The sequence below is a fragment of the Sinorhizobium fredii USDA 205 genome (genome assembly GCF_001461695.1).
In the GTDB taxonomy this organism is placed as follows: domain Bacteria; phylum Pseudomonadota; class Alphaproteobacteria; order Rhizobiales; family Rhizobiaceae; genus Sinorhizobium; species Sinorhizobium fredii.
Window position 1 is genome coordinate 65,970 of the sequence record NZ_AUTC01000132.1, and the last position, 20,089, is coordinate 86,058.

Consider the following 20,089-nt stretch of genomic DNA (forward strand, 5'->3'; position numbering starts at 1 on the left):
TTGCGAAAGGAAACGTATTGCCGGCGAACGGGTTGCGGGTCGAGACGGGTTCAGTCGGTGAAGGCGACGATAACCCCCGGCTTGACCATAGCCGCCAGTTCCTCCGCGTCCCAGTTTGTCAGGCGAACGCACCCGTGTGACCCCGCCTTGTCGATGAGCGACGGTTGCGGCGTGCCGTGGATCCCGTAGGTTGGCTCCGTCAGATCGATCCAGACGCTTCCCACGGGACCGTTGGGACCCTTGGGGAGTTCCAGAACCTCGCTGTTGTCACCCTGTTGGAAGTTAACCTTGGGGTTGTAAACATAGACGGGCATTCGGGCGACCCCCTTGACCTTGTGCGTGCCAGCGGGCGAGGGCGCCTCTTCGCTGCCGATCGTGGCGGGATAGACTGCAAGCAGCGAGCCGTCCTCAGCGAATGCCAGGACTTGCCCGGTTCGCTTGCGCGCCTCGATCCGTTTGACCGTACCCTCCTTCGCCACGCCGGGCACGGCAACCGACACCGTCTCTCCGACGGCAAATGCCGAGCCCGGATTGAGCGCCTTCAAGAGGTCGATGTCCATGTGAAACCGCTCGGACAGTCTCTCCGCGACACTCGTATAGCCGAGGTGCTCCATCTCGGCTTGCTTGGCGTAATCTTCGGGAATGCTGTCGACGAGACCCTTGGCATCGTCTTCGGAGATGACATAAGGCTCGATGACCGGCTTGTCGGCTGAAAGCCTTTCGGTGACCTTGGGGTCCAGCTTTCCATCGATGGGAAGACCTTGCATCGCCTCGAATCCAGCAATCGCCTTGGTGACATTCTCGCCGTAGTAGCCGTCGATCACTCCGGGCGATGACCCGGCGCGATCCAGAAGAACCTGGAGATGAATGATTGCCGGCTCCGGTCGAGGCGAGGCTTCGGATGGTCGCTCCGGCGGGATGGAGGCGAGCGGAGCATTGTTGATGGCTTCCGCCTGAAGCTCCTGGGCACTGGCGGAGCTGCAGAGGCACAATGTCAGTGATGCCGCGAAAAAAGCGATGTTCTTCATGACCATCAAATCTGCAGCCAGCAAACTTGTTCCATCGGCTCGTCAGTCATCGTCCGGCCAGACGCAAGCCTCCCAGGCGGCCCCGGCGGGTCCTGCTCGGTCGGCCGTCCAACGCGTCCTGGCTCGCCGCATTCATCGGATCTGCCTCCAGCGGCTGCTCCGCGTCTCCCAGGCCGGATCAGGTCACGCTCGACGGCCATCATCACCGTCACGGTTCCTCCTCGGGCGCAATTTTCTTGGAAGCGTTGGCAGTGACGATCGAGGTTCCGACCCCAGTTCAACGGTGCCGCTTGGCTCGAATTGACGCCGAAGCACACTGGCTTGGCGGTGCTATCTCGCCGGAGGCTCGAAGGTCAGACCCTGGGCCTTGAAGATCGCCGCGATCCGTCCATCGGCAAGTGCCGCGGCGATCGCGTCGTCGACTGCATAGGCGAGATCCTTGTGTTGGAAGTTCACGCCGACGCCCAATGTCCATTTGCCGCGCGCCAAACCGACGAGTGGCGGTTCGTGCACCGCCAGCGTGGCAACCGGATGAGCGGCAATGCCGGCCTGAAGTTGTGCCCGCGGTCCCATCGCGGCCATGGTCTCGCCGCCTGCCAGCGCGTCCACGGCGAGGGCGGTGCTGCGGTAGCGGCGGATCTTGTCCTCTGGGCCGAGCAGCGAGGTCAGATGGAAATCGGAAATCGAGTCGTTTTCCACCGCCACCGTATCGAAACGGAAGTAGGGCGGCGTCGGTCCCTCGTCGGGATAGTCGGCCTTGTCATAGGCGATGGCGATAGCCTCCTGCGCATATTGCCCGGTGAAGGTCACTTGTTCGATGCGGCAGGCATAGTCGCTGTCATAGGGGACATGCAGCATGACGTCGCTGACATGGCCGCCGACAACCGCTCCTTTCCAGACATAGTTGATGAGGTCGGCGTCGAGCGTCTCGCCGGCCTGGACGAGACGGAAGCGGGGCTCGACGCCGAGTGCGGCGGCGATGAGCCGACCGATCTCCACGTCGACCCCGCGCACTTCGCCCTTCTCCTCATGGGACCATGGCGGGAAATCCTCGTAGAGGGCGAACTCGATCCAGCCCTCCTCGAGGATCCTGTCGAAGGAGCGTCCGACGTCCTGCGGAAAGGTGTTCTGTGGTTTCGGCTGCGGCACGTGGCCCTCGCATCGCGCGAAGGCCACGGCCGGCACGACAAGGCAGGCCAATGCCGAGAGCACCACGGTCCGAGGAGCGCGCATGGCTCACTCCGATGCCGAAAGCCCGACGGTCAGGATGTCGCTTGCCTTCTTCCAGCTCTCCGGCGTATCGGCCAGCACCCGGGCCGCCTCATAGGCGACGCTGTCGGCAACCGGCGCGCCGGACGCGGTCTTGACTTCGGCGGCGATTTTCTCGAGCTCGGCTTTCAGGGCCTTGGGGTCCGATACTTTGGATGAGGCCAACTGGTTGCGCACTTCGTGCAGCCGGTCCGCGTGGGCGTCGAGCGCCCCGTCTTCCGGCCGCGTCTCGATATAGGTGCGGATTGCCCAGGCAGCCTTTTGGCCGAGAATGTCGCCGAAGGCCGGCATTTTCGTCGTGCCATCCTGGGTGTAGCCGAGACGGAAGCGCTCGATGAACCACTCGTCGCCATATTCTTCTGCCTCCAGGAGCCGGAGGTCGGGAGCGAGCCCGCCGGATACGGCGCCCAGCCCATGACAGCGGGCGCAGTTCTGGTTGAATCCGGAAGCGCCGATCTCGACGGCTTTCAGCCAGGTGTCGCGTCCTACTTTCTCCTCGCGATACGGGTTCTCCGTAAGCCATTCCTCACCGACCTCCGGTAGAGCGTCGGTGTTGACGGGCTGGGGCGCCACATCGCCATGCGCGACGACGATCGTCGCCGTTCCGAGCAGTGCAAGCGCCGCAAGTCCGGCGCGGATACGGTTCGTGGACATCTTTCCTCCCTGGCAAGACTTCGTTCCGATCCGCATTTTCTTACCGCTCATCGGCGATGTCGCGGAATACGACCTATGTCGGAGCCGGGCATGGCACCTTGGTCGTATTCCACGCCGTGTCACCCACGACTTAAATTCGGCGGAGGAGGAGTGCCCAATGCCGAAACGCCGCATCAGATGGAAAATCTCCGCGTGCCTCCTGGCCGCGCTTGTCGGTGGCTTCGGTCCGGCACGGGCGGAGGTCACCGTCGCCATGACCTATCTGCGACAGGAGGTGCAGGCGCCGCCGGTCTTGTCGAACCTCGACCCGATCCCCGCGGACCTCGGCATCGCCGGGGCGAAGGCCGCCCTTGCCGATACCGAAACGACCGGCGGGTTCCTCGCGCACCACTACACGCTGAAGGTGATTTCCGTTGCGCCGGGAGGGGATCTTGTTGCTGCCGCGAAAGCCGTACTCGCCGCCTCGTCCGTCATTCTTGTCGATGCTCCCGCCGAAAGCATACTGACCGTTGCCGACCTGCCGGAGGCCGCCGGCGCGCTGATCTTCAACGTCGCATCCGGCGAGCGCCGGCTGCGCGACGCCGACTGCCGGGCCAACCTCCTTCACAGCATTCCCGAGGACGCGATGCGCGCCGATGCGCTGATGCAGATGCTGAGAGCGCGGCGCTGGACGCGCACGGCCATGATTGTCGGCCCGAGGCCTGAGGACGAGGCCTATGCCGCCACGCTGCGCGCCGCGGCGGCAAAATTCGGCGTCGAAATCCTTGCCTTCAAGGCGTGGACCTTCAACACCGACTTGCGGCGGACAGCCGGCAAGGAGGTGTCGTTGTTCACCCAGGACCTGCCGGATCACGATGTGCTGCTTGTCGCCGACGAGGCAGACGACTTTGCTCGCTATGTTGCCGACAACACCTGGCTGGCGCGTCCGGTCGCCGGCTCCGACGGTTTGCGCGGCGAGGGGTGGGCGCCCGTGTTGGAGCAATGGGGAGCCGTGCAGTTGCAGAACCGCTTCGAGAGCGCGGCAAAGCGCGAGATGCGGCCGCGCGACTATGCCGCCTGGACCGCTCTGCGCTCGGTCGGCGAGGCGGTGACACGCATCAATTCCGCCGACCCGGCGAAGCTCAGGTCCCACATCCTGTCGGATGCCTTCGGGCTCGACGGTTTCAAAGGCCGTCCGCTCACCTATCGGCGCTGGAACGGCCAATTGCGCCAGCCAATGCCGGTCGTCAATGCCCGCGCGCTCGTGGAGCTCACGCCGATCGATGGCTACCTGCATCAGGAAAACGACATGGACACGCTTGGTCTCGACCGCGCGGAAAGCGCCTGCAAGGCATTCGGAGGCTAGAATGAGACGGATCTACCTTGTCCTGGTTGCGCTCCCCATCGCTGCGTTTCCCGTTGTCGCAGCGGCCGGCGAAATCTGGGTGACGAACGAGAAGGACGACGATATCTCCGTCATCGACACCGCGACGCTCGAAGTCATCCGCACCATTCCGACCGGTGAGCGGCCCCGCGGGATCACCTTCAGCTCCGACCATTCGCGTGTCTATATCTGCGCGTCCGACAGCGATGCGGTCGAAGTGATGGATCCGGCGACCGGCGAAATCCTCCACGAGCTGCCCTCCGGGGAAGATCCGGAGCAGTTCGTGCTGGCCCCCGACGACAAGCACTTGTGGATCGCCAACGAGGACGATGCGGTGACGACGGTGGTCGACGTCGATAGGCGGGAGGTCGTGGCGCAGATCAATGTCGGCATAGAGCCGGAAGGCATGGCCGTTTCGGCCGACGGCAAGATCGTCGTGACAACCTCCGAGACGACCAGCATGGCGCACTGGATCGATACGGCGACGATGAAGATCGTCGCCAACACGCTCGTCGACAGTCGTCCTCGCCATGCGGAGTTCACCAGGGACGGCAAGGAGCTCTGGGTGTCCTCCGAAATCGGCGGCAGCGTGACCGTGTTCGACGTCGCGACCCGGTCGGAGAAGGCCAAGATCCGCTTCGCCATTACCGGCGTCAAAGACGACCTGATCCAGCCCGTCGGTTTCAAGTTCACACCCGACGGCAAGACGGCCTTCGTCGCGCTCGGTCCGGCAAACCACGTCGCGGTGATCGACATGAAGACCTTCGCGGTCGAAGACTACATCCTGGTAGGCCGGCGCGTCTGGCACATGGCCCTTTCGCCGGATCAGACCCAGCTTTTCACCACGAACGGCGTTTCCGGCGACGTCACGGTCATCGATGTGGCAGAGCGGCAAGCGCTGAAATCGATCAAGGTCGGCCGTTTTCCCTGGGGGGCGGCGACGCGGCCCTGACGGACGTCGAGAGCGAGGAGAGAGAGGATGAGGCACAGGATCCTGTTTGCCGCGCTGCTGGCGCTGGCCCTGCCGAACGGCGTGGATCTGGCCGATGATGAGAGCGAGACACTCGAGATGGGGCTCGCCGGGCTTCTTTTGGCGCCGAACCGCAAGGAACTGCCGAAGCTGACGCTTTCCGCCGGCGCCGCACTCGCCGCAGAACCGATGCGGCTCAAGTCCGGCAGCTGCTGACGGTCGAGACCGATAGCAGCCAGGAACTGGCGCTCGAAAGTGCGGGGTTCTTCCGCGCCACCTGGATGAACGAGATCGTCATCAAAGGCATCGAGACCCGGCCGCTCGGCGTCGCTTCGCTGGAGTTCGACGAAGCGGGTGAGGCGGAAATCAGCTTCGTCGCGGTCGTGCCAGGCAGCTACGAGCTGAAGGTTCCGGGCACCAGCGGCGACTTGCAGAAAGTGGCCGTCACTATCGAATAGGGACAGGCGTGGGCGGGCTGGCGGTCGAGGCGATCACGCATGATTGGGGCGCGCGGCGGGCCCCCGACGAGGTGACTTTCTCCGTGGCGCGGGGTCAGTTCTGCGCGCTGCTCGGGCCGAACGGCGTCGGCAAATCGACGCTCTACGGCCTGCTCACCCGGCTGTTCACCCCACGAACTGGAGCGATCTTCGTCGCCGGCCCATCCCCATCCTTGGATCGGCGGCGACCCAAGGGATGGAACGTTCTCAAGTCAAAGCACAACAACGCCGTGCGTCCGCGAGGACGCACGGCGTTCGAAGATGCACGGCGACTGCACCGCCACGGTCTCAGGGCGCCGAAGCGGCAAGCGCCTCCTTGATCCGTTCATCGGCCTTCTTCGGCAGTTTCACGGCCTTCACGGCTTCGACATTGGCCGGCACGTCACCCACCTGGATCAGCGCCACCATGCCCATCGCGAAATGCGGCGAGCACTTCACGCCGTAGAGGCCGGGCACGGTCGGTGTCATCACATATTCCTCGTTGACCTTGCTTTTGAACTTGTCGACGCCGTCCGGCAGCATCCCCTTGATCGACTCGACATTGTGGCCCTTGTCCACGGGCACGAAGCGGATCGTGTCGCCGGGAGCGGCCTTCACGAAGGCCGGTTCGAAGACCATGGCCCCGCTCTCTCCCTTGTTCAGCATCTTCACTTCATGTTCTCCGCCATAGGCCACTCCTGCCATGAGCACCATCGCGGCTACAATTCCGATTCTTCTCAGCATGCGCTTCTCCCTGCGGCTTTCGACTGCCCACAGGAAACATCGAAAGACGGCGGGCTCGCAATGCGACCTTGGTGCCGGTCAGCGGATGCTGGCGGTAAACGCAAGGGATTACAAGAGGTTGAGACGAAGGGCGAGGTCTGTTGCGCGTCTTTTCAGACGCACAAAGGTCGCTGTAGCACTTTGATTTGCTGCACGTCTTTTCCTTAAATCGACTACGCAAGGAAACATGCAGTAGCGCTTTCCTCATCCCCCTCTGGTGACGAAGGCGTCGAGCACCTCCGGATCGAGGGGCTTGTAGATGATCTCGATCTCGGCCGCGGCGCAGGCGTCGCGCACACTCGGCGTCCGGTCGGCGGTGATGATCCTTGCCGGCCGGTCGCCGTGACGCAGCTTGAGAGCCGTCAGAGTCTCGATGCCCGTCAGTCCGTCGCCGAGCTGCTGGTCGACCAGGTAAAGATCGGGAACGATGCCCATTTCGTCGACCAGCTCCAGCGCTTCCTCGCCGCTTGCCACCTCCAGAACGGTGATGCCGCGCCGCTCCAGAACCAGGCTGATGGCATGGCGCAGTTCCTCGTCGTTCTCGACGAGAAGGGCGATGCGGTCGCCGACGTCGCCCGTCGCGCCGTCCTCGATCGCATCGCCGCAAGGGTAGCTCGCCACGGCGCGTGCCGGCGCCTGTTCCAGTTCGATGGCAAAGCAGGTGCCGCGCCCCGGCGTCGAGTGCAGCGTCAGACGGTGGCCGAGCAGTGCGCAGGCGCGTTCGACGATCGCCAGGCCGAGCCCCAACCCTTCCGAAGCGGATGCCGAGGCATTGAGGCGGTGGAACTCGCGAAAGATCGCCCGCTGGTCCTCGGGAGCAATGCCGACGCCCGTATCGTGCACCTCGATCCGTACGCCGCCAGGCAGGCGCCGCGGACCGACGAGCACGCGGCCGGTGCGCGTATATCGGATCGCATTGCTGATGAGGTTTTGCAGGATGCGCCTGAGATAGGTTGGATCGCTGAAGACCGTCAGAGCGCAAGGCAGGATGGCGAGCCGCAAGCCCTTGCGTTCCGCCATGGGTGCGAATTCGTCGGTGAGCTGCGCAAACAACGGCGCAAGACGGACGGGCGATATCTCGACCACCGCCTCGTCCAGGCGCGAAATGTCGAGGAGGGCACCGAGGATCGCCTCGACGCTCGCCAGCGCCTTGTGCGCCTTGTCGAGGGTGCCGCCGGCCCGCTCGTCTTCCGTTTCGTCGCGCGCCGAGGCGACAAAGAGCTTGGCGGCGGAAAGCGGCTGCAGGAGGTCGTGGCTGGCGGCCGCGACAAAGCGGGCGCGGGTGGAATTGGCGCGCTCCGCATCGGCAAGCGCGGCGCGCAGGTCTTCGGTACGGGCTGCCACGCGCGCCTCGAGCGAGGCGTTGGCGCGCTGCATCGCCTGGATCGCCTGCCGTTCGCGCGTCACGTCGCTGAACGACATGACGAAACCTCGGTCCGGCGTCTCCTCGGCAAACACCACGAGCATCACGCCCGAAGTGCGGCGGATCTCCAGGAACAGCGGCGGCCGTTGCGTCTGCTGGACAGCCCAGGAGAAAAGCTCCGAGGGCGTGATGGAACTGAGCAGTTCGCCGTCACGCTGCATCCAGCGTTGCAGCGTGTCGAAGCCTGTCCCGGTGCGCAGCACGGTCACCGGGATGTCGAGCAACAGGCGAAGCCGTTCGTTCCAGCCGAGCAGCCGGCCGGCCGCGTCGAAGATGCATATGCCCTGGTTGATATGTTCCAACGTCGCGTGGATCAGGCGGGCCTGATCGTCCAGCATCCTGCCCCGTTCGCTTCGCTCCATTCGGATGATTTCCGTGACGTCCGTCTGGAGTACCACCGTGCCGCCGTCGGAGGTCGGCTGCTCGCTCACCTGCAGCCAGCGGTCGCCGGCAAGCGCCACCTGAAAGACGCTGCGCGTGCGATGGCGCTGCATCCGCGTTGCCATCCAGTCGGCAGGCCCCTCGCCCTTCGGAAAGGCGAGGAAGCGCGAACGGCTACAGGCCTCGATGTAGTCGGCAAAGGGCAGGCCCGGGCGAAGCGTGGCGCGGACGTCCTCGAGATCACAGCAAAATCGGGAATTGTACATCACCAGGATTTCGCTGGCGTCGAACAGGGCAAATCCCTCTTCGACCGCCTCGATGGCATCGGCAAGGTTGCGGCGCGCTCGCTCGGCCGCACGGTTCGCCTCGGCCAGCCGCGCATTCGTCTCGTTGAGGATCTTCAGCGTGGATTCAAGGTCGGACGTGCGCTGCCGCACCCGATCTTCCAAGAGGGCGGCGCGCTGGAACTGCTCGTAGGCGACGCCGCGTTCGCCGGAGGCCTGTTCGACCTGACGCATCAGCACCTCGGCGATGGTCAGAAGCTTCGCGGTATTGCGCTCGGGGTTGTCGGCAGGATCGATCAGCCAGTCGGAGATGCGGGTCATTCCGGGACCTTCTCGGGCAGCACGGTGCCGGGCGGGTAAATGGCGACGCCGGTCATCGTCTGGTTGACATGCATCGGCCCGAACTGTTCGCCATAGGTCGAAAAGCCGACGACGCCATAGCGGCGCAAGAGCCCGGAGACCCGGCCGACGACCTGTTTCTCTTCAGCCTCCAGCCGGCGCAGGATGCAGTCGAAGGCGAGGATCGCCGTCGGCCGCTCCGGCATGCACAGGCCGGCGAGTTCGCGTTTGAGCTGGCCGACCATGTCCGCGGGCTCGGTGATCGTCAGCACGACGCCCTCGTCGATGGCCGAGAAGAAAACCAGATCGCCGTTCTCCATCACCTGACGGATGGCGCGCACGTGATGGCGCGCTCCCATGCGGACCGCGACCGGATGCGCGGCGAAAGTGAAGGGGCTGAGCTGTTGCGGGTCCTTGCCGACGAGGCGGGCGTATTCACGCGCCGCCGGTTCGGCATTGATCTGCCGGACGACGCGGCGGCGCGGATCGGCCTCGGTGACCACCATGCGTCTTTCGGTAGGGATGAGGTGGTCGAAGTTGAAAACGCGGACCGGACACTCCGTACGCACCAGCGCCAGAACGGCCGCGTTGCGCGACAGCCGATCGCCGTCGAGCACGAAGGTGCGGGCGTAGCGCGTTCCATCGCCGGCCGAGCCGCCGAGCATGGGCATCGCACCGAGGCCGGCGGCAAGGGCGGAGGTCAATTCGTCCTCCTTCTGCGACAGCCCATCGACGAGCAGCATCGCGAATTCATGCGCCAGCTCGGGGTATTGCTGGGACATCGCCACGCGCTTGCGAACGATGGCCGCGGCGAGCGCGGGCGGATCGAGCCGCATAAGGTCGGGAATCGTGACGGTATCGACGCGGAAGAATTCGGAAGGCAGGGCGAGTGCGACGACGGTGCCCTCGTCATAGCCGGCGCCGGAAATCTCGCCCGCAGTGGTACAGCCAACGATCGGGACGCCGGCGAAGGCGCGCGCCGCGTCCGCCGGCAGGCGCTCCAGGTCGGCGGCCGGCGACATGAAAAGCATGATCAGGGAAAACGGCCCGGGTCCCAGTTGGCGCGACAAGGTTTCCGCGGCATTCGGATCGCTTGCCGCCGTACTGGCACTTGGGACGATCGCGTCGCGAACCACGCCGCTTCCGCCGAATATCCTCATTCCCTCCTCCTCCGCGAACCGCAATGCAGCTTGCTTTAAGCTGCGAACCCACGCGGGCAGCGGGCGTCAGTCCTCCGGCGCCAGTGCCGTAAAGCGCGCCTCCTGTGCGAACAAGACGGCCTGCATGCGCGTCTGCACGCCAAGTTTCCGCATGATCGCGGTAACGTGCGCCTTCACCGTGGTCTCGGCAATGGAAAGTTCATAGGCGATTTGTTTGTTCATCAGGCCGGCGCAGACGAATTGCAGTATTTTCGCCTGTTGTCGCGTCAGCAGCCCCAGCCGGGCGACGGCCTCGTCCGACAGGGAGGGGCTGCCCGGTTCCAGGGCCATCTGCGGCGCATGGATTTCGCCTCGCGCGATCGCCGCGAAGGCGGCGCGAAACTCGTCCCGGGCGGCATGCTTCGGTACGAAGCCGTTGATGCCCGCCTTGAGCAATGCGCGGATGACCCTCAACTCGTCGAGGGACGAGACGACGACGATCGGAATTTGAGGAGCGGCCTGGCGGAGCCGCACGACGCCATCCAGCCCGTGGACGTCAGGCAGATTGAGGTCCAGCACGACCACATCCGGCCGCGGCCCATCCTCTTCCAGACGAGTGAGAGCCGCATCCAGCGTGCCGACGGACTCGATCGACTGAATGCCGACGAGTCCGCTCAAAGTCATCGCAAGCGCATCGCAGAACAAGGGATGGTCGTCGACGATCAGTGCCGATCGCAGCTCGACAGGCTTATACAGCGGCTGCACCGGCGAAATCGTACGCGGTGCCTGGAAGGAATTGCGGATGATGATCATGTGAGCGCCCCGCACCGTTCTGCCATTGTCGTAACGGTCATTGTCGCAATGGTCATTGTCGCATCGGTCAGGGGGCCGGGCGACCAAGCCCAGCCCCTTGTCCCCTATTTTGCCAAAGCCAGCTGTTTCGGCAAGCGGAAGGTCCATACCATACCACCTTGGTTGAGGTAGTTGACCTTCTTGGCGACTTCGCCGCCCCAAAGCGGAACCGCACCGCCCCAACCGGAGATCACCGATACATATTGCTCGCCGTCCTGCTCCCAGGTGATCGGCTGGCCGACCACGCCCGAGCCGGTCTGGAAGGACCAGAGCTCTTCGCCGGTCTCGTCGTCGAGCGCCTTGAATTCACCCTCGGGCGTTCCGACGAAGACCAGGCCGCCGGCAGTGGCCATGACACCGCCCCACAGGGGCGCGGCATTCTTGTATTCCCACTTGATCTCGCCGCTGTTCGGGTCGATCGCCTTCAGCGAGCCGATATAGTCTTCGAACAGCGGCTTGATGGTGAAGCCGGCCCCGAGATAGGCGGCGCCCTTCTTGTAGGAGATCGGCTCATTCCAGATATCCATGCCCCATTCGTTCGAGGGCACATAGAAGAGCTCGCTCTTCTGGCTGTAGGCCATCGGCATCCAGTTCTTGCCGCCGAGGAAGGAGGGAACCGAAAAGACCTGCTGCCCCTTGCCGCCGTCGGCCGCCGAAGACGGATCGCCGGGGCGGTTTTCCTCGGCATAGATCGGCCGGCCGTTCTCATCGATACCCTTCGCCCAGGTGATGTTCTTGACGAACGGATAGGCGGCGACGAACTTTCCGTCCTCGCGGTTGAGGACATAGAAGAAGCCGTTCCGATCGGCGGTCGCGAAGCGTTTCGTGCCATCCTTGGAGATGAAGGGCACGACTTCATTGACGCCGTCGAAATCCCAGCCTTCCCTCGGAGTGGTCTGGAAGTGCCACTTGATCTCGCCATTCTCCGGATTGATGCCGAGGCGGCTCGCGGCGTAGAGGTTGTCGCCCTTGTTGCCCTCGACCGGCTTGCCGGCGTTGCGCAGATGGCTGTTCCACGGAGCGGGGTTGCCGGTGCCGAAGACCAGCGTATCGGTATCGGCGTCGTAGGAGCCGCCGAGCCAGGTGGCGCCGCCGCCGGTCTTCCAAAGGTCGCCCGGCCAGGTCGCATTCAGCGTCCCGGTCATGGAGCTTTCCTTGCCCTTGTAGCTCCCGACATGCCCTTCGATGACCGGACGGGTCCATACCATTTCACCGGTCTTGGCATCGCGGGCCTGGACCTCGCCGACGATACCGAACTCGCCGCCGGAATTTCCGGTGATGACCAGGCCGTTCACGATCAATGGCGCGGCCGTATAGCTGTAGCCTTCCTTGTAGTTGGCGATCTTCTTGTTCCAGACCACATCGCCCGTCTTGCGGTTAAGTGCGACTAGGCGGGCATCCAGGGTGCCGAAGTAAATATTGTCGCCGTAGATGGCGGCACCGCGGTTGATCACGTCACAACAGGGCAGGATACCCTCGGGCAAGCGGGCGTCGAACTGCCAGAGCTCCTTTCCGGTCTTGATATCGATGGCGAAAAGCCGGCTGTAGGAGGCGGTGATATACATCACGCCATCATAGACGATCGGCTGGCTTTCCTGGCCGCGCTGTTTTTCTCCGCCGAGGCTGAATCCCCAGGCGGGCAGCAGGTTCTTGACGTTCGTCTTGTTCAGCGTTTCGAGGGGCGAGTAACGCTGCAGCCCCCTTCCCATGCCGTTGGTGAGCACGTCGCCGACCGTAGTGGCATCCTTGGCGAGGTCCTCCTCCGTCACCTCCGCCTTGGCCAGTCCCGCCAGTGACAGGAGCGTCACGGCAGTCAGCATCAATCTTTGCATATCCTTCTCCTTCCCTCGCAATCCGTTGCGCGAGCCGCAACCGTCTGGCAGCACCGATCATCCTCCCGCGACAAAGCCGCGGATATTGCACCTTGGTCGTAATGGCGGGTGCGGCCGGGCTTAATGGGCGCCTCAGGGTTCAAGACCCGTTGTCGATTGTCTCTAGGTCGTATTGCCGGCCCCCGCATGGTTGCTACCATTGGCACGAAAAGCGGGGTTCCGTGGTGTTGACCAGTTTGATCTGAGCCACGACCACCGATGCGAAAAAGCCCGGCGGCGGCGCCGTTGCCGGGCCTTGCCGGTGCGGCAGAAAGCCGTCCCGGCTTCTCACCCAAGCGGCGTTCCGACAAACGACGCTTGTTCCGTGCTCGACCCGGCTGCGACGGCGCCTGCAAGGGCCGGAACGGGCACCAAACCGCCTGAAGCGAATGGAGAAAACATGTCCTGGCATGCACCAAAATTCATCGACGTCAGCTGCGCCATGGAAATCACCCGCTACGCACCCGCCGACGGGAGCGAGCCGGTCCTTTTTTGACGCTCCGCCACACGTTGGTCGGCAGGCAACTCGTTAGGTCAGCCAATGAAGAACACGTCCGATCTTCGTGTTGTCGTCCTGGGGGCCGCCGCTGGCGGCGGCCTCCCTCAATGGAATTGCGGTTGCCGGAACTGCGCAGCCGCCCGCGACCCGGGGTATTCCCTGCGGCCACAGACGCAGTCGTCGCTGGCGGTCAGCCTGGACGGCGAGGCCTGGGCCATCTTCAATGCCTCTCCGGATATCCGCCAGCAGATACAGGACAATCGGGCGCTGCAGCCGCGACGGCTCCGTCACAGCCCGATCAACAGCGTCGTGCTGACGAACGGCGATATCGATCATCTGGCGGGACTTCTCGTGCTGCGGGAAAAGCAGCCTTTCACCGTGTTCTCGACCGGCGCGGTGGCCGAGGTGATCGCCGACAATCCGGTCTTTGGCGTCCTCGACCCGGGGTTGGTGTCGAAAAGGGTCGTCGCCATCGAAGAGCCCTTCTTTCCACTTCCAGGGCTTGAGGCGCGGCTCCTCGCCGTGCCCGGCAAGGTTCCGCTTTTTCTGGAAGATGGTGATCCCGAACTCGAGGTCGAAGGCGAGCAGACGGTCGGGCTCGAACTCAGGGCCGACGGCAAACGCGTCTACTACATCCCGGGTTGCGGCGCGCTGAGCGACCGCCTCGTCGCGCGCCTCGAAGGTGCGGACGCCTTGTTCTTTGACGGTACGCTGTTCAGCGACGACGAGATGATCGCAGCCGGCGTCGGTCAAAAGACCGGCCGCCGCATGGGGCACATGCCGATCGCAGGCAAAGACGGCAGCCTCAAAGCGCTCGGGCCGCTGAAGGTTCCGAGAAAGATCTATGTCCACATCAACAATACAAACCCGATCTGGCAGGCCGGTCCCGAGCGGGCGAGTGCAGAAGGGCACGGCTTCGAAGTCGGGTACGACGGAATGGAGATCCGCCTATGACGACCGCTGCAGACAAACAAGCGTTTCACGATCGGCTCCTAAGCATCGGAAAGGAACGCTACCACGACAAGCATCCTTTTCATTTGATGCTTCATGGCGGCCGCTGCACCATGACCCAGGTTCGTGCATGGGTGATCAACCGGTACTATTACCAGAGCCGGATCCCGATGAAGGACGCTGCCTTCCTGTCGCGCTGCGACGACCCGCAAATGCGTCGGGCATGGCGCTCCCGCATCGAGGATCACGACGGCGGGCTCGATGACGGAGGCGGTATCCGGCGCTGGTTGCGCCTCGCCGAGGCGGTCGGCCTCGATCCCGATTTCGTCGCTTCCACAAAGGGCGTCCTGCCTGCAACCCGATTTGCCGTCGACGCCTATGTCGCCTTCGTTCGCCAGCAGCCGCTGCTGGAAGCGGTGGCTTCCTCGCTGACTGAACTCTTTGCGCCCAAAATCCATTCCGAGCGGATCGCCGGTCTCCTTGAGCACTACGCCTTCGCCGATGACGCGGCGCTTGCCTATTTCCGCCAACGGCTGGTGGAAGCGCCGCAGGATGTGAAATTCGGCCTCGCCTATGTCCTCGACCATGCCGATACGGCGGAAAAACAGGATGCCGCGGTCGCGGCGCTGACCCTCAAGACGGAGGTCTTGTGGTCCCAGCTGGATGCGCTTTATGGGGCTTACGTTGCTCCGGGCCTCGTTCCGCCTGGCGGTTGGGATGGCCGGGAAGGCGTCACCGGTGCGGCAACGGCGGAGGCGGCAGCATGACCGAGGCTCCGGCGATTTCGAGGTCCAGCGTCGTCAAATTGGCCCGCGGCGTGCGGTTGCGCAAAGACGCGGTTCGTGGCCAGTTGGTGCTGTTGGCACCGGAGCGCGCCATGGCCCTCGACGAAACCGCCGTCCGGATCGTCCAGGCCCTCGACGGTGAACGGACGCTCTATCGGATCGCAGACGACTTTGCGGCAGAGTTTGAGGCGCCCGCGGAAGAAATTGCAAACGACATCACGATCTTCATTCAGCAACTCGCGGCCCGCCGCATGCTGGACTTCGCCGAATGAGCAAGCCTATCTCCTATGCCGTCAGCCATGCAACGCGCGTACCGCCGCCCATGGCCATGCTGGCGGAGTTGACACACCGCTGTCCCTTGGCATGCCCCTACTGTTCCAATCCCATCGAATTGACGCGTGCCGAGGAGGAGCTTTCGACCGGAGAATGGATCGGCGTATTCGAGCAGGCGGCCAAGCTCGGCGTCCTGCATCTGCATCTGTCCGGCGGTGAGCCGGCTGCGCGGCGCGATTTGGTCGAACTGACGAAGGCGGCCGCCTCTTTCGGTCTCTATACCAATCTGATCACGTCGGGCGTCGGGCTGACCGAAGCCAGGATTGCTGGCCTGTCGGACGCCGGACTTGACCACGTCCAGCTCTCCCTTCAAGGGGTTTCGCGCGAGGGGGCCGACCGGATCAGCGGCTATAGAGGCGGCTATGACCGCAAAATGGCTGTCGCGAGCTGGGTGACGGCCGCCGGCATCCCGCTAACGGTCAATGCAGTGTGCCACCGGCAGAACATGGATCAGATCGACGACATGATCGATCTGGCGATCGGGCTAAAGGCACGGCGCATCGAAATCGCGACGGTGCAGTTTCACGGCTGGGCCGAGCGCAACAAGGCGGCTCTCTTGCCGACACGGCCGCAGGTCGAGCGTGCGACCAACACCGTTGCCGAAGCGCGCCGAAAATACGAAGGCACGATCGAGATCGACTATGTGCCGGCCGATTATCATTCCAGCTATCCAAAGGCCTGCATGGGTGGTTGGGGCCGTGTCGGCCTGAACGTCACGCCGTCGGGCCGGGTGCTCCCCTGTCATGCGGCGGAGACCATCCCGAGCCTCTCCTTCGAAAATGTGCGCGACGGTTCACTCGCTCGGATCTGGTACGAGAGCGACGCCTTCAATTCCTATCGTGGCGATGCATGGATGCCGGAGCTCTGCCGGAGCTGCGAGCGCAAGAATGTGGATTTCGGCGGCTGCCGTTGCCGGGCCATGGCGCTTGCCGGTGACGCCAGCGCGACGGATCCGGTTTGCGTTCGATCGCCGCTGCGAGACGGCTTGACTGAGGATACGGATCGGCTGCTGGCGCTGTCGTCGGCAGACTTGGTTTTCCGCGGCCGGTGAGGGCATTCCTGCTGTATTTGTGCTTGACCACGCAGGCAGAGCCGTGGCCGTCCTCTGTGTTCGTCTAGCTTTTCCCTTGGAATACAAGGTAGGTGCAGACGGTCGAGCGCCCCGAAAGTCTTCAACGGCTCACACACACATGCGTGTCGGCAGCGCCATGGCCGCAGGCGATCGCGCGGGGTGTCCACGCAAGTCAAGACTGTCCCGGCGGCATCGTCGCGGACGCTGTTGCGCATCGATCTTGCCGGCTCTATGCTCCCGGCCAATTCGCGCCACCGCGTGCCGCTTTGAGGGAAAAACCGGGAAAGCATGCCGGAAAACAGCACCGCACACGCCTCGTTTCAGTTTCGCGGTTCGTCATTCGACAGCATGATCGAAACGCTTGGCGGGGCGTTCGGCACATTCGATGCCGAGCCGATCAGCCAGGCCGGGGATTTCCGCTGGGGGATCGATATTTCGGCCTGTGACAGTGCCGTATTGATCACCGGCTACCATCAGACCGATTTCCAGTTCCACATCGAGCCAACCGCCGATACGGCCGAGTATTTGTCGATCGTCGTGCCTCGAAGCGGCGGCATGGGAGTGACTTACGGGCCCCGCACGGCCGAGGCGGGGCAGGGAGAATTGCTTCTCTACAACAATTTCGAACCCAACAGCGTCATCATGCGCGGCGAAGAAAACGTGGTAGACGAGCTCTTGATCAATTGGTCCGTCGTCCTGCAGACATTGGGGCAGACTTTCGAGGCGCCCTTCGACGGGTCTCTGAACCTGTTGCCCCAGGTGAGTTTGGCGACGCCGGCCGGCCAGTTGATCGGCAATCTCACGGAAACGATCATGGGCGGCATACGCAACAACGGTCCCCTGCTGCAGTCGCCGATCGCCATGGCGCATGTCACGCAGGCACTGGCCGACGTGGTGGTGCGCCTGGTTCCTCACCGGCTATCGCATTTGCTGGACAAGAAGCCGTGCTTGATCGCGCCTCGCCACGTGCGCCGGGCGATCGAGTTCATGCAGGCCAATATCAGTCAGCCGATCACGATGCCGATGGTGGCCGAGGCGGCAGGCGTCTCCGTCCGCGCCCTCGAAACCGGTTTCCGTGCTTTCAGGGATACGACCCCCGCCGCCTATCTCCTCAGGCTTCGGCTGCGCGCCGCACGACAGGACCTGCTCGATCCCGAAAACAACCAGCCGATGAGAGAGATCTGCCTGAAGTGGGGCTTTTTCCATTTCGGGCGGTTTTCCGCGGTCTACCGGTCGACCTATGGCGAAAACCCGTCCGACACAAGACGACGTGTGGGCAGCTCTACGGCGACTTACATCACTTCGGACGCGCAAAGGTAGTCCGCGTTGGGCTACAGCACCGCGCGGCCAGTCGGACGCGCTAAGGTCGATGTAGCACCTTGAACTGCTGCATGATTCCTTAAATCGATCCCGATTTAAGGATCGTAGATCGACGGGACGGGGCCTCGAGAATCCGCACCTGGCTGGCTTCTGGGTCCCGCCTGTTGTATTGCAGGTTCGATCATATGATGCTGTGCCGCCGCTGCAAGGCGTGACGGCGCGGCCTATCCCGCCCGCCGTCCGCCACAGAGCGGGAACCTGCTCATCCAGGATCCGCGAGGAGAGGATTATTCATGGCTTTGGGGGATCCGGCAAATCGTCCGGAATGGGTTTCATTCGAAGGAAGCGACCCGGACCGCCTCGCAGCGACGCTGTCGAGCTGGACCTCCAATGTCGTTGTTCGACCGCTGAGCAGGGAAAGGATCTCCTACAAATGCGCGTGGGCGAACGCCGGCATCGTATCGATCGGCAGTACGCACTTCGACGGGCAGGTTCTTTTCGAAAGCGAGGGCGCCGGCGGTCAGCTCGTGCTGATCGTGCCGCGCCGTGGCGGCATAGACCTGCGGATGGGAAGGCAGGCATTCTGCACATCTCCCGGACGGGGCGCCGTCATAGAAGGAAACCAGCGCATTGCCGCCCGATCGCTGAGCTCTCGGGAGCACATGTTCGTCGCTATAGATCAGGCGGCGCTTTACCGCCGACTGTACGACATGGTCGAGATGCCGGCCTCCGGAGCCTTGGAGTTCTCGCCGGAAATCGATCTGTTATCCGGACCAGGAACTGCAATTGCCAGCATCGCGGCGACGCTCCGGGCGGGCCTTGACGGCGAGGCGCCACTGCGCAGGTCTCCGCTTGCGCTGACAAACCTCAGCGAAGCCTTGATCCAGGTGATCCTCGATACGTTGCCTCACCGCTTCTCGGAAAAAATGCGTCGCGCCGCCTCGCCCGTGCCGCGTCATGTGAAGAAGGCGATCGAGTTCATGATGGCCAATCTGTCGAAGCCGATCACTCTGGTGGAGGTCGCGGCCGCCTGCGGGGTCAGTTCGCGTACGCTCCAGCAGGGTTTTCGCCAGTTCAAAATGACCACTCCCATGAGCTATCTCCAGGATTTGCGCCTGAAGGCGCTCCGCGAAGAGCTGACACAGGCGCGGCCCGGCCAAAGCATTGCCGACATCGCTTTCAAATGGGGCTTCACCCATATGGGGCGCCTGGCCATGGAGTACCGCAACCGGTTTGGGGAGCTTCCATCCCAGACACTCCGCTCCTGCTGATCGCCGGATCAGGATGGCTGATTGCTCGAATTCGTCGAATCCGGCCCTATAACTCAGGTAAGCCCACTAGATAGGCCGGAGCCGGAGATGCGTGAACCTGAAACCATCAGATTCCAGCCGAGCGAATGGGTGCCGAACCACCCGCGGCTGCCGGTGCTGGTTTATCATCGGGCCCTATCGTCTGCCGAGAACGATGTGGCGGCCGAATTCGAGCGGCGCTTTGCCCAGACCGGCTGGCAGGGCGTGTGGCGCAACGGCGTGTTTTCCTATCAGCATTACCATATCGGCGCGCATGAAGTTCTTGGCATCGCCACGGGCAATGCCAGGCTGTTGATCGGCGGTTCCGAGGGCGCTGTGCTGGAGGTCGGCGCAGGCGATTGCCTCGTCCTGCCGGCCGGAACCGGTCACATGAATCTCGGAGCGAGCGACGGTTTCCTCGTCGTCGGCGGCTATCCGCCCGGACAGACGGCCGATATTCAGACGGAGGCGGCCAGCAGGAGCGCTCTCCAAACGATCGCCGACCTGCCGCTGCCTCCAACCGACCCGCTCTATGGCGCAAACGGCCCTCTGATCCGCCTCTGGCAAAACGCCTAGGGACCGGCTGCCTCGAGCGTTGCCTTCAAAGTCCAACGGCGTGCGCAGTTCCCCGCGCGCCAAGGCCGGCTTCAGAATGTTGGCGGCGTCGCCCTGGCCGGCCGCGGCGCCCGCCCCGATCAGGCCGTGCGCCTCATCGATGAACAGGATGACCGGCTGCGGCGATCTTTTCACTGCGTCGACGACACCGTGCAGGCGCCGCTCGAACTCGCCCTTCACCCCGGCGCCGGCCTATCGCCCGCCGGAGAAAATGCCATCATCCAGAACAAGCTTCTCGGCGGACGAACGCTGGTGACGTTGGGCAATATATTCGATGGGGACACCTGGGATTTCTCGGGCAAGTATGGCGTCGCCATCGATGCTGATAAGCGCATTCCCTTGGCGAATGACATCTTGAGCGGCTTGTCCGGGCGCCCTATGGATGTGCGTGGC

Annotated in this window: 21 protein-coding genes and 1 pseudogene; 13 read left to right on the plus strand and 9 right to left on the minus strand. The window is 63.6% G+C overall.

Annotated features, from left to right (window positions below; translation table 11 throughout):
• Positions 1–50: 50 nt before the first annotated feature.
• From N181_RS14015 to pedF, 3 genes are all read right to left on the minus strand, one after another.
• A complete protein-coding gene (locus N181_RS14015; RefSeq protein ID WP_037433104.1) occupies positions 51–1,034 on the minus strand; it encodes a L,D-transpeptidase family protein in 984 nt (327 codons plus the stop codon).
• A 324-nt stretch (positions 1,035–1,358) separates the two neighbouring features.
• Positions 1,359–2,261, minus strand: a complete 903-nt coding sequence (locus N181_RS14020; protein WP_037433107.1) for a substrate-binding periplasmic protein — start codon at positions 2,259–2,261, stop codon at positions 1,359–1,361.
• 3 nt (positions 2,262–2,264) lie between these two features.
• The gene (gene pedF, locus N181_RS14025) at positions 2,265–2,951 is read right to left on the minus strand and encodes a cytochrome c-550 PedF (protein WP_037433108.1); all 687 of its coding nucleotides are present in this window, start codon (positions 2,949–2,951) and stop codon (positions 2,265–2,267) included.
• 157 nt (positions 2,952–3,108) lie between these two features.
• Here pedF and N181_RS14030 point away from each other — a divergent pair, with 157 nt between their 5' ends.
• The 5 genes from N181_RS14030 to N181_RS34785 all read left to right on the plus strand — a co-directional run bounded on the left by N181_RS14030 (position 3,109) and on the right by N181_RS34785 (position 6,101).
• The gene (locus N181_RS14030; RefSeq protein ID WP_037433111.1) at positions 3,109–4,296 is read left to right on the plus strand and encodes an ABC transporter substrate-binding protein; all 1,188 of its coding nucleotides are present in this window, start codon (positions 3,109–3,111) and stop codon (positions 4,294–4,296) included.
• Position 4,297: 1 nt separating this feature from the next.
• Complete coding sequence (locus tag N181_RS14035; RefSeq protein WP_037433114.1) at positions 4,298–5,266, plus strand: YVTN family beta-propeller repeat protein; 969 nt, start codon at positions 4,298–4,300, stop codon at positions 5,264–5,266.
• A 27-nt stretch (positions 5,267–5,293) separates the two neighbouring features.
• Positions 5,294–5,500: a hypothetical protein gene (locus tag N181_RS34775; protein WP_234885882.1), complete on the plus strand. Its 207-nt coding sequence runs from the start codon at positions 5,294–5,296 to the stop codon at positions 5,498–5,500.
• A 65-nt stretch (positions 5,501–5,565) separates the two neighbouring features.
• The gene (locus N181_RS34780) at positions 5,566–5,742 is read left to right on the plus strand and encodes a hypothetical protein (RefSeq protein ID WP_234885883.1); all 177 of its coding nucleotides are present in this window, start codon (positions 5,566–5,568) and stop codon (positions 5,740–5,742) included.
• A 71-nt stretch (positions 5,743–5,813) separates the two neighbouring features.
• Positions 5,814–6,101, plus strand: coding sequence for an ATP-binding cassette domain-containing protein (locus N181_RS34785; protein ID WP_255876671.1), 288 nt, complete (start codon positions 5,814–5,816; stop codon positions 6,099–6,101).
• Here the strand turns inward: N181_RS34785 and N181_RS14050 are convergent.
• The 5 genes from N181_RS14050 to N181_RS14070 all read right to left on the minus strand — a co-directional run bounded on the left by N181_RS14050 (position 6,070) and on the right by N181_RS14070 (position 12,793).
• Entirely contained in the window at positions 6,070–6,474 is a 405-nt protein-coding gene (locus tag N181_RS14050) for a pseudoazurin (RefSeq protein ID WP_370009479.1), read from the minus strand. The two genes, N181_RS34785 and N181_RS14050, sit on opposite strands and share 32 nt — an antisense overlap.
• A gap of 273 nt (positions 6,475–6,747) precedes the next feature.
• Positions 6,748–8,952, minus strand: coding sequence for a hybrid sensor histidine kinase/response regulator (locus tag N181_RS14055; RefSeq protein ID WP_080579125.1), 2,205 nt, complete (start codon positions 8,950–8,952; stop codon positions 6,748–6,750).
• Positions 8,949–10,130, minus strand: a complete 1,182-nt coding sequence (locus N181_RS14060; RefSeq protein ID WP_037433118.1) for an FIST N-terminal domain-containing protein — start codon at positions 10,128–10,130, stop codon at positions 8,949–8,951. Before N181_RS14060 ends, N181_RS14055 begins: the two co-directional genes overlap by 4 nt.
• Before the next feature lie 66 nt (positions 10,131–10,196).
• Complete coding sequence (locus N181_RS14065; protein ID WP_080579126.1) at positions 10,197–10,922, minus strand: response regulator transcription factor; 726 nt, start codon at positions 10,920–10,922, stop codon at positions 10,197–10,199.
• A gap of 104 nt (positions 10,923–11,026) precedes the next feature.
• On the minus strand, positions 11,027–12,793 hold the full coding sequence (locus N181_RS14070; protein WP_037399374.1) for a PQQ-dependent methanol/ethanol family dehydrogenase: 1,767 nt from the start codon (positions 12,791–12,793) through the stop codon (positions 11,027–11,029).
• Positions 12,794–13,232: 439 nt separating this feature from the next.
• Between N181_RS14070 and pqqA the strand changes: the two genes are divergently transcribed.
• The 8 genes from pqqA (at position 13,233) to N181_RS14110 (ending at position 19,657) form a co-directional block, all read left to right on the plus strand.
• Positions 13,233–13,328, plus strand: a complete 96-nt coding sequence (gene pqqA, locus N181_RS33120; protein ID WP_037399381.1) for a pyrroloquinoline quinone precursor peptide PqqA — start codon at positions 13,233–13,235, stop codon at positions 13,326–13,328.
• Between the two features lie 45 nt (positions 13,329–13,373).
• Positions 13,374–14,285 (plus strand): pyrroloquinoline quinone biosynthesis protein PqqB, encoded by a 912-nt coding sequence (pqqB, locus tag N181_RS14080; RefSeq protein WP_037433120.1) that lies wholly within the window; start codon positions 13,374–13,376, stop codon positions 14,283–14,285.
• Positions 14,282–15,049 (plus strand): pyrroloquinoline-quinone synthase PqqC, encoded by a 768-nt coding sequence (gene pqqC / locus N181_RS14085; RefSeq protein WP_037399386.1) that lies wholly within the window; start codon positions 14,282–14,284, stop codon positions 15,047–15,049. The genes pqqB and pqqC overlap by 4 nt, the downstream gene beginning before the upstream one ends.
• A complete protein-coding gene (gene pqqD / locus N181_RS14090; protein WP_037433122.1) occupies positions 15,046–15,339 on the plus strand; it encodes a pyrroloquinoline quinone biosynthesis peptide chaperone PqqD in 294 nt (97 codons plus the stop codon). The genes pqqC and pqqD overlap by 4 nt, the downstream gene beginning before the upstream one ends.
• Complete coding sequence (gene pqqE, locus N181_RS14095) at positions 15,336–16,451, plus strand: pyrroloquinoline quinone biosynthesis protein PqqE (RefSeq protein WP_060563450.1); 1,116 nt, start codon at positions 15,336–15,338, stop codon at positions 16,449–16,451. The genes pqqD and pqqE overlap by 4 nt, the downstream gene beginning before the upstream one ends.
• A gap of 309 nt (positions 16,452–16,760) precedes the next feature.
• Complete coding sequence (locus N181_RS14100; protein WP_037433132.1) at positions 16,761–17,792, plus strand: AraC family transcriptional regulator; 1,032 nt, start codon at positions 16,761–16,763, stop codon at positions 17,790–17,792.
• A gap of 293 nt (positions 17,793–18,085) precedes the next feature.
• Positions 18,086–19,063, plus strand: coding sequence for an AraC family transcriptional regulator (locus N181_RS14105; protein WP_037433134.1), 978 nt, complete (start codon positions 18,086–18,088; stop codon positions 19,061–19,063).
• 87 nt (positions 19,064–19,150) lie between these two features.
• A complete protein-coding gene (locus N181_RS14110; RefSeq protein WP_037399415.1) occupies positions 19,151–19,657 on the plus strand; it encodes a cupin in 507 nt (168 codons plus the stop codon).
• Between the two features lie 39 nt (positions 19,658–19,696).
• Here N181_RS14110 and N181_RS31725 read toward each other — a convergent pair.
• Positions 19,697–19,888 (minus strand): annotated as a pseudogene (locus tag N181_RS31725) (AAA family ATPase); the annotation flags it as partial.
• Between the last annotated feature and the right edge of the window lie 201 nt (positions 19,889–20,089).

What these genes read in the sequence shown, in the direction of transcription:
- N181_RS14015 (WP_037433104.1), bottom strand. Translation starts at nt 1,034, where the DNA reads ATGGTCATGAAGAACATCGCTTTTTTCGCGGCATCACTGACATTGTGC.
- N181_RS14020 (WP_037433107.1), bottom strand. Translation starts at nt 2,261, where the DNA reads ATGCGCGCTCCTCGGACCGTGGTGCTCTCGGCATTGGCCTGCCTTGTC.
- pedF (WP_037433108.1), bottom strand. Translation starts at nt 2,951, where the DNA reads ATGTCCACGAACCGTATCCGCGCCGGACTTGCGGCGCTTGCACTGCTC.
- N181_RS14030 (WP_037433111.1), top strand. Translation starts at nt 3,109, where the DNA reads ATGCCGAAACGCCGCATCAGATGGAAAATCTCCGCGTGCCTCCTGGCC.
- N181_RS14035 (WP_037433114.1), top strand. Translation starts at nt 4,298, where the DNA reads ATGAGACGGATCTACCTTGTCCTGGTTGCGCTCCCCATCGCTGCGTTT.
- N181_RS34775 (WP_234885882.1), top strand. Translation starts at nt 5,294, where the DNA reads ATGAGGCACAGGATCCTGTTTGCCGCGCTGCTGGCGCTGGCCCTGCCG.
- N181_RS34780 (WP_234885883.1), top strand. Translation starts at nt 5,566, where the DNA reads ATGAACGAGATCGTCATCAAAGGCATCGAGACCCGGCCGCTCGGCGTC.
- N181_RS14050 (WP_370009479.1), bottom strand. Translation starts at nt 6,474, where the DNA reads ATGGTGCTCATGGCAGGAGTGGCCTATGGCGGAGAACATGAAGTGAAG.
- N181_RS14055 (WP_080579125.1), bottom strand. Translation starts at nt 8,952, where the DNA reads ATGACCCGCATCTCCGACTGGCTGATCGATCCTGCCGACAACCCCGAG.
- N181_RS14060 (WP_037433118.1), bottom strand. Translation starts at nt 10,130, where the DNA reads ATGAGGATATTCGGCGGAAGCGGCGTGGTTCGCGACGCGATCGTCCCA.
- N181_RS14065 (WP_080579126.1), bottom strand. Translation starts at nt 10,922, where the DNA reads ATGATCATCATCCGCAATTCCTTCCAGGCACCGCGTACGATTTCGCCG.
- N181_RS14070 (WP_037399374.1), bottom strand. Translation starts at nt 12,793, where the DNA reads ATGCAAAGATTGATGCTGACTGCCGTGACGCTCCTGTCACTGGCGGGA.
- pqqA (WP_037399381.1), top strand. Translation starts at nt 13,233, where the DNA reads ATGTCCTGGCATGCACCAAAATTCATCGACGTCAGCTGCGCCATGGAA.
- pqqB (WP_037433120.1), top strand. Translation starts at nt 13,374, where the DNA reads ATGAAGAACACGTCCGATCTTCGTGTTGTCGTCCTGGGGGCCGCCGCT.
- pqqC (WP_037399386.1), top strand. Translation starts at nt 14,282, where the DNA reads ATGACGACCGCTGCAGACAAACAAGCGTTTCACGATCGGCTCCTAAGC.
- pqqD (WP_037433122.1), top strand. Translation starts at nt 15,046, where the DNA reads ATGACCGAGGCTCCGGCGATTTCGAGGTCCAGCGTCGTCAAATTGGCC.
- pqqE (WP_060563450.1), top strand. Translation starts at nt 15,336, where the DNA reads ATGAGCAAGCCTATCTCCTATGCCGTCAGCCATGCAACGCGCGTACCG.
- N181_RS14100 (WP_037433132.1), top strand. Translation starts at nt 16,761, where the DNA reads ATGCCGGAAAACAGCACCGCACACGCCTCGTTTCAGTTTCGCGGTTCG.
- N181_RS14105 (WP_037433134.1), top strand. Translation starts at nt 18,086, where the DNA reads ATGGCTTTGGGGGATCCGGCAAATCGTCCGGAATGGGTTTCATTCGAA.
- N181_RS14110 (WP_037399415.1), top strand. Translation starts at nt 19,151, where the DNA reads ATGCGTGAACCTGAAACCATCAGATTCCAGCCGAGCGAATGGGTGCCG.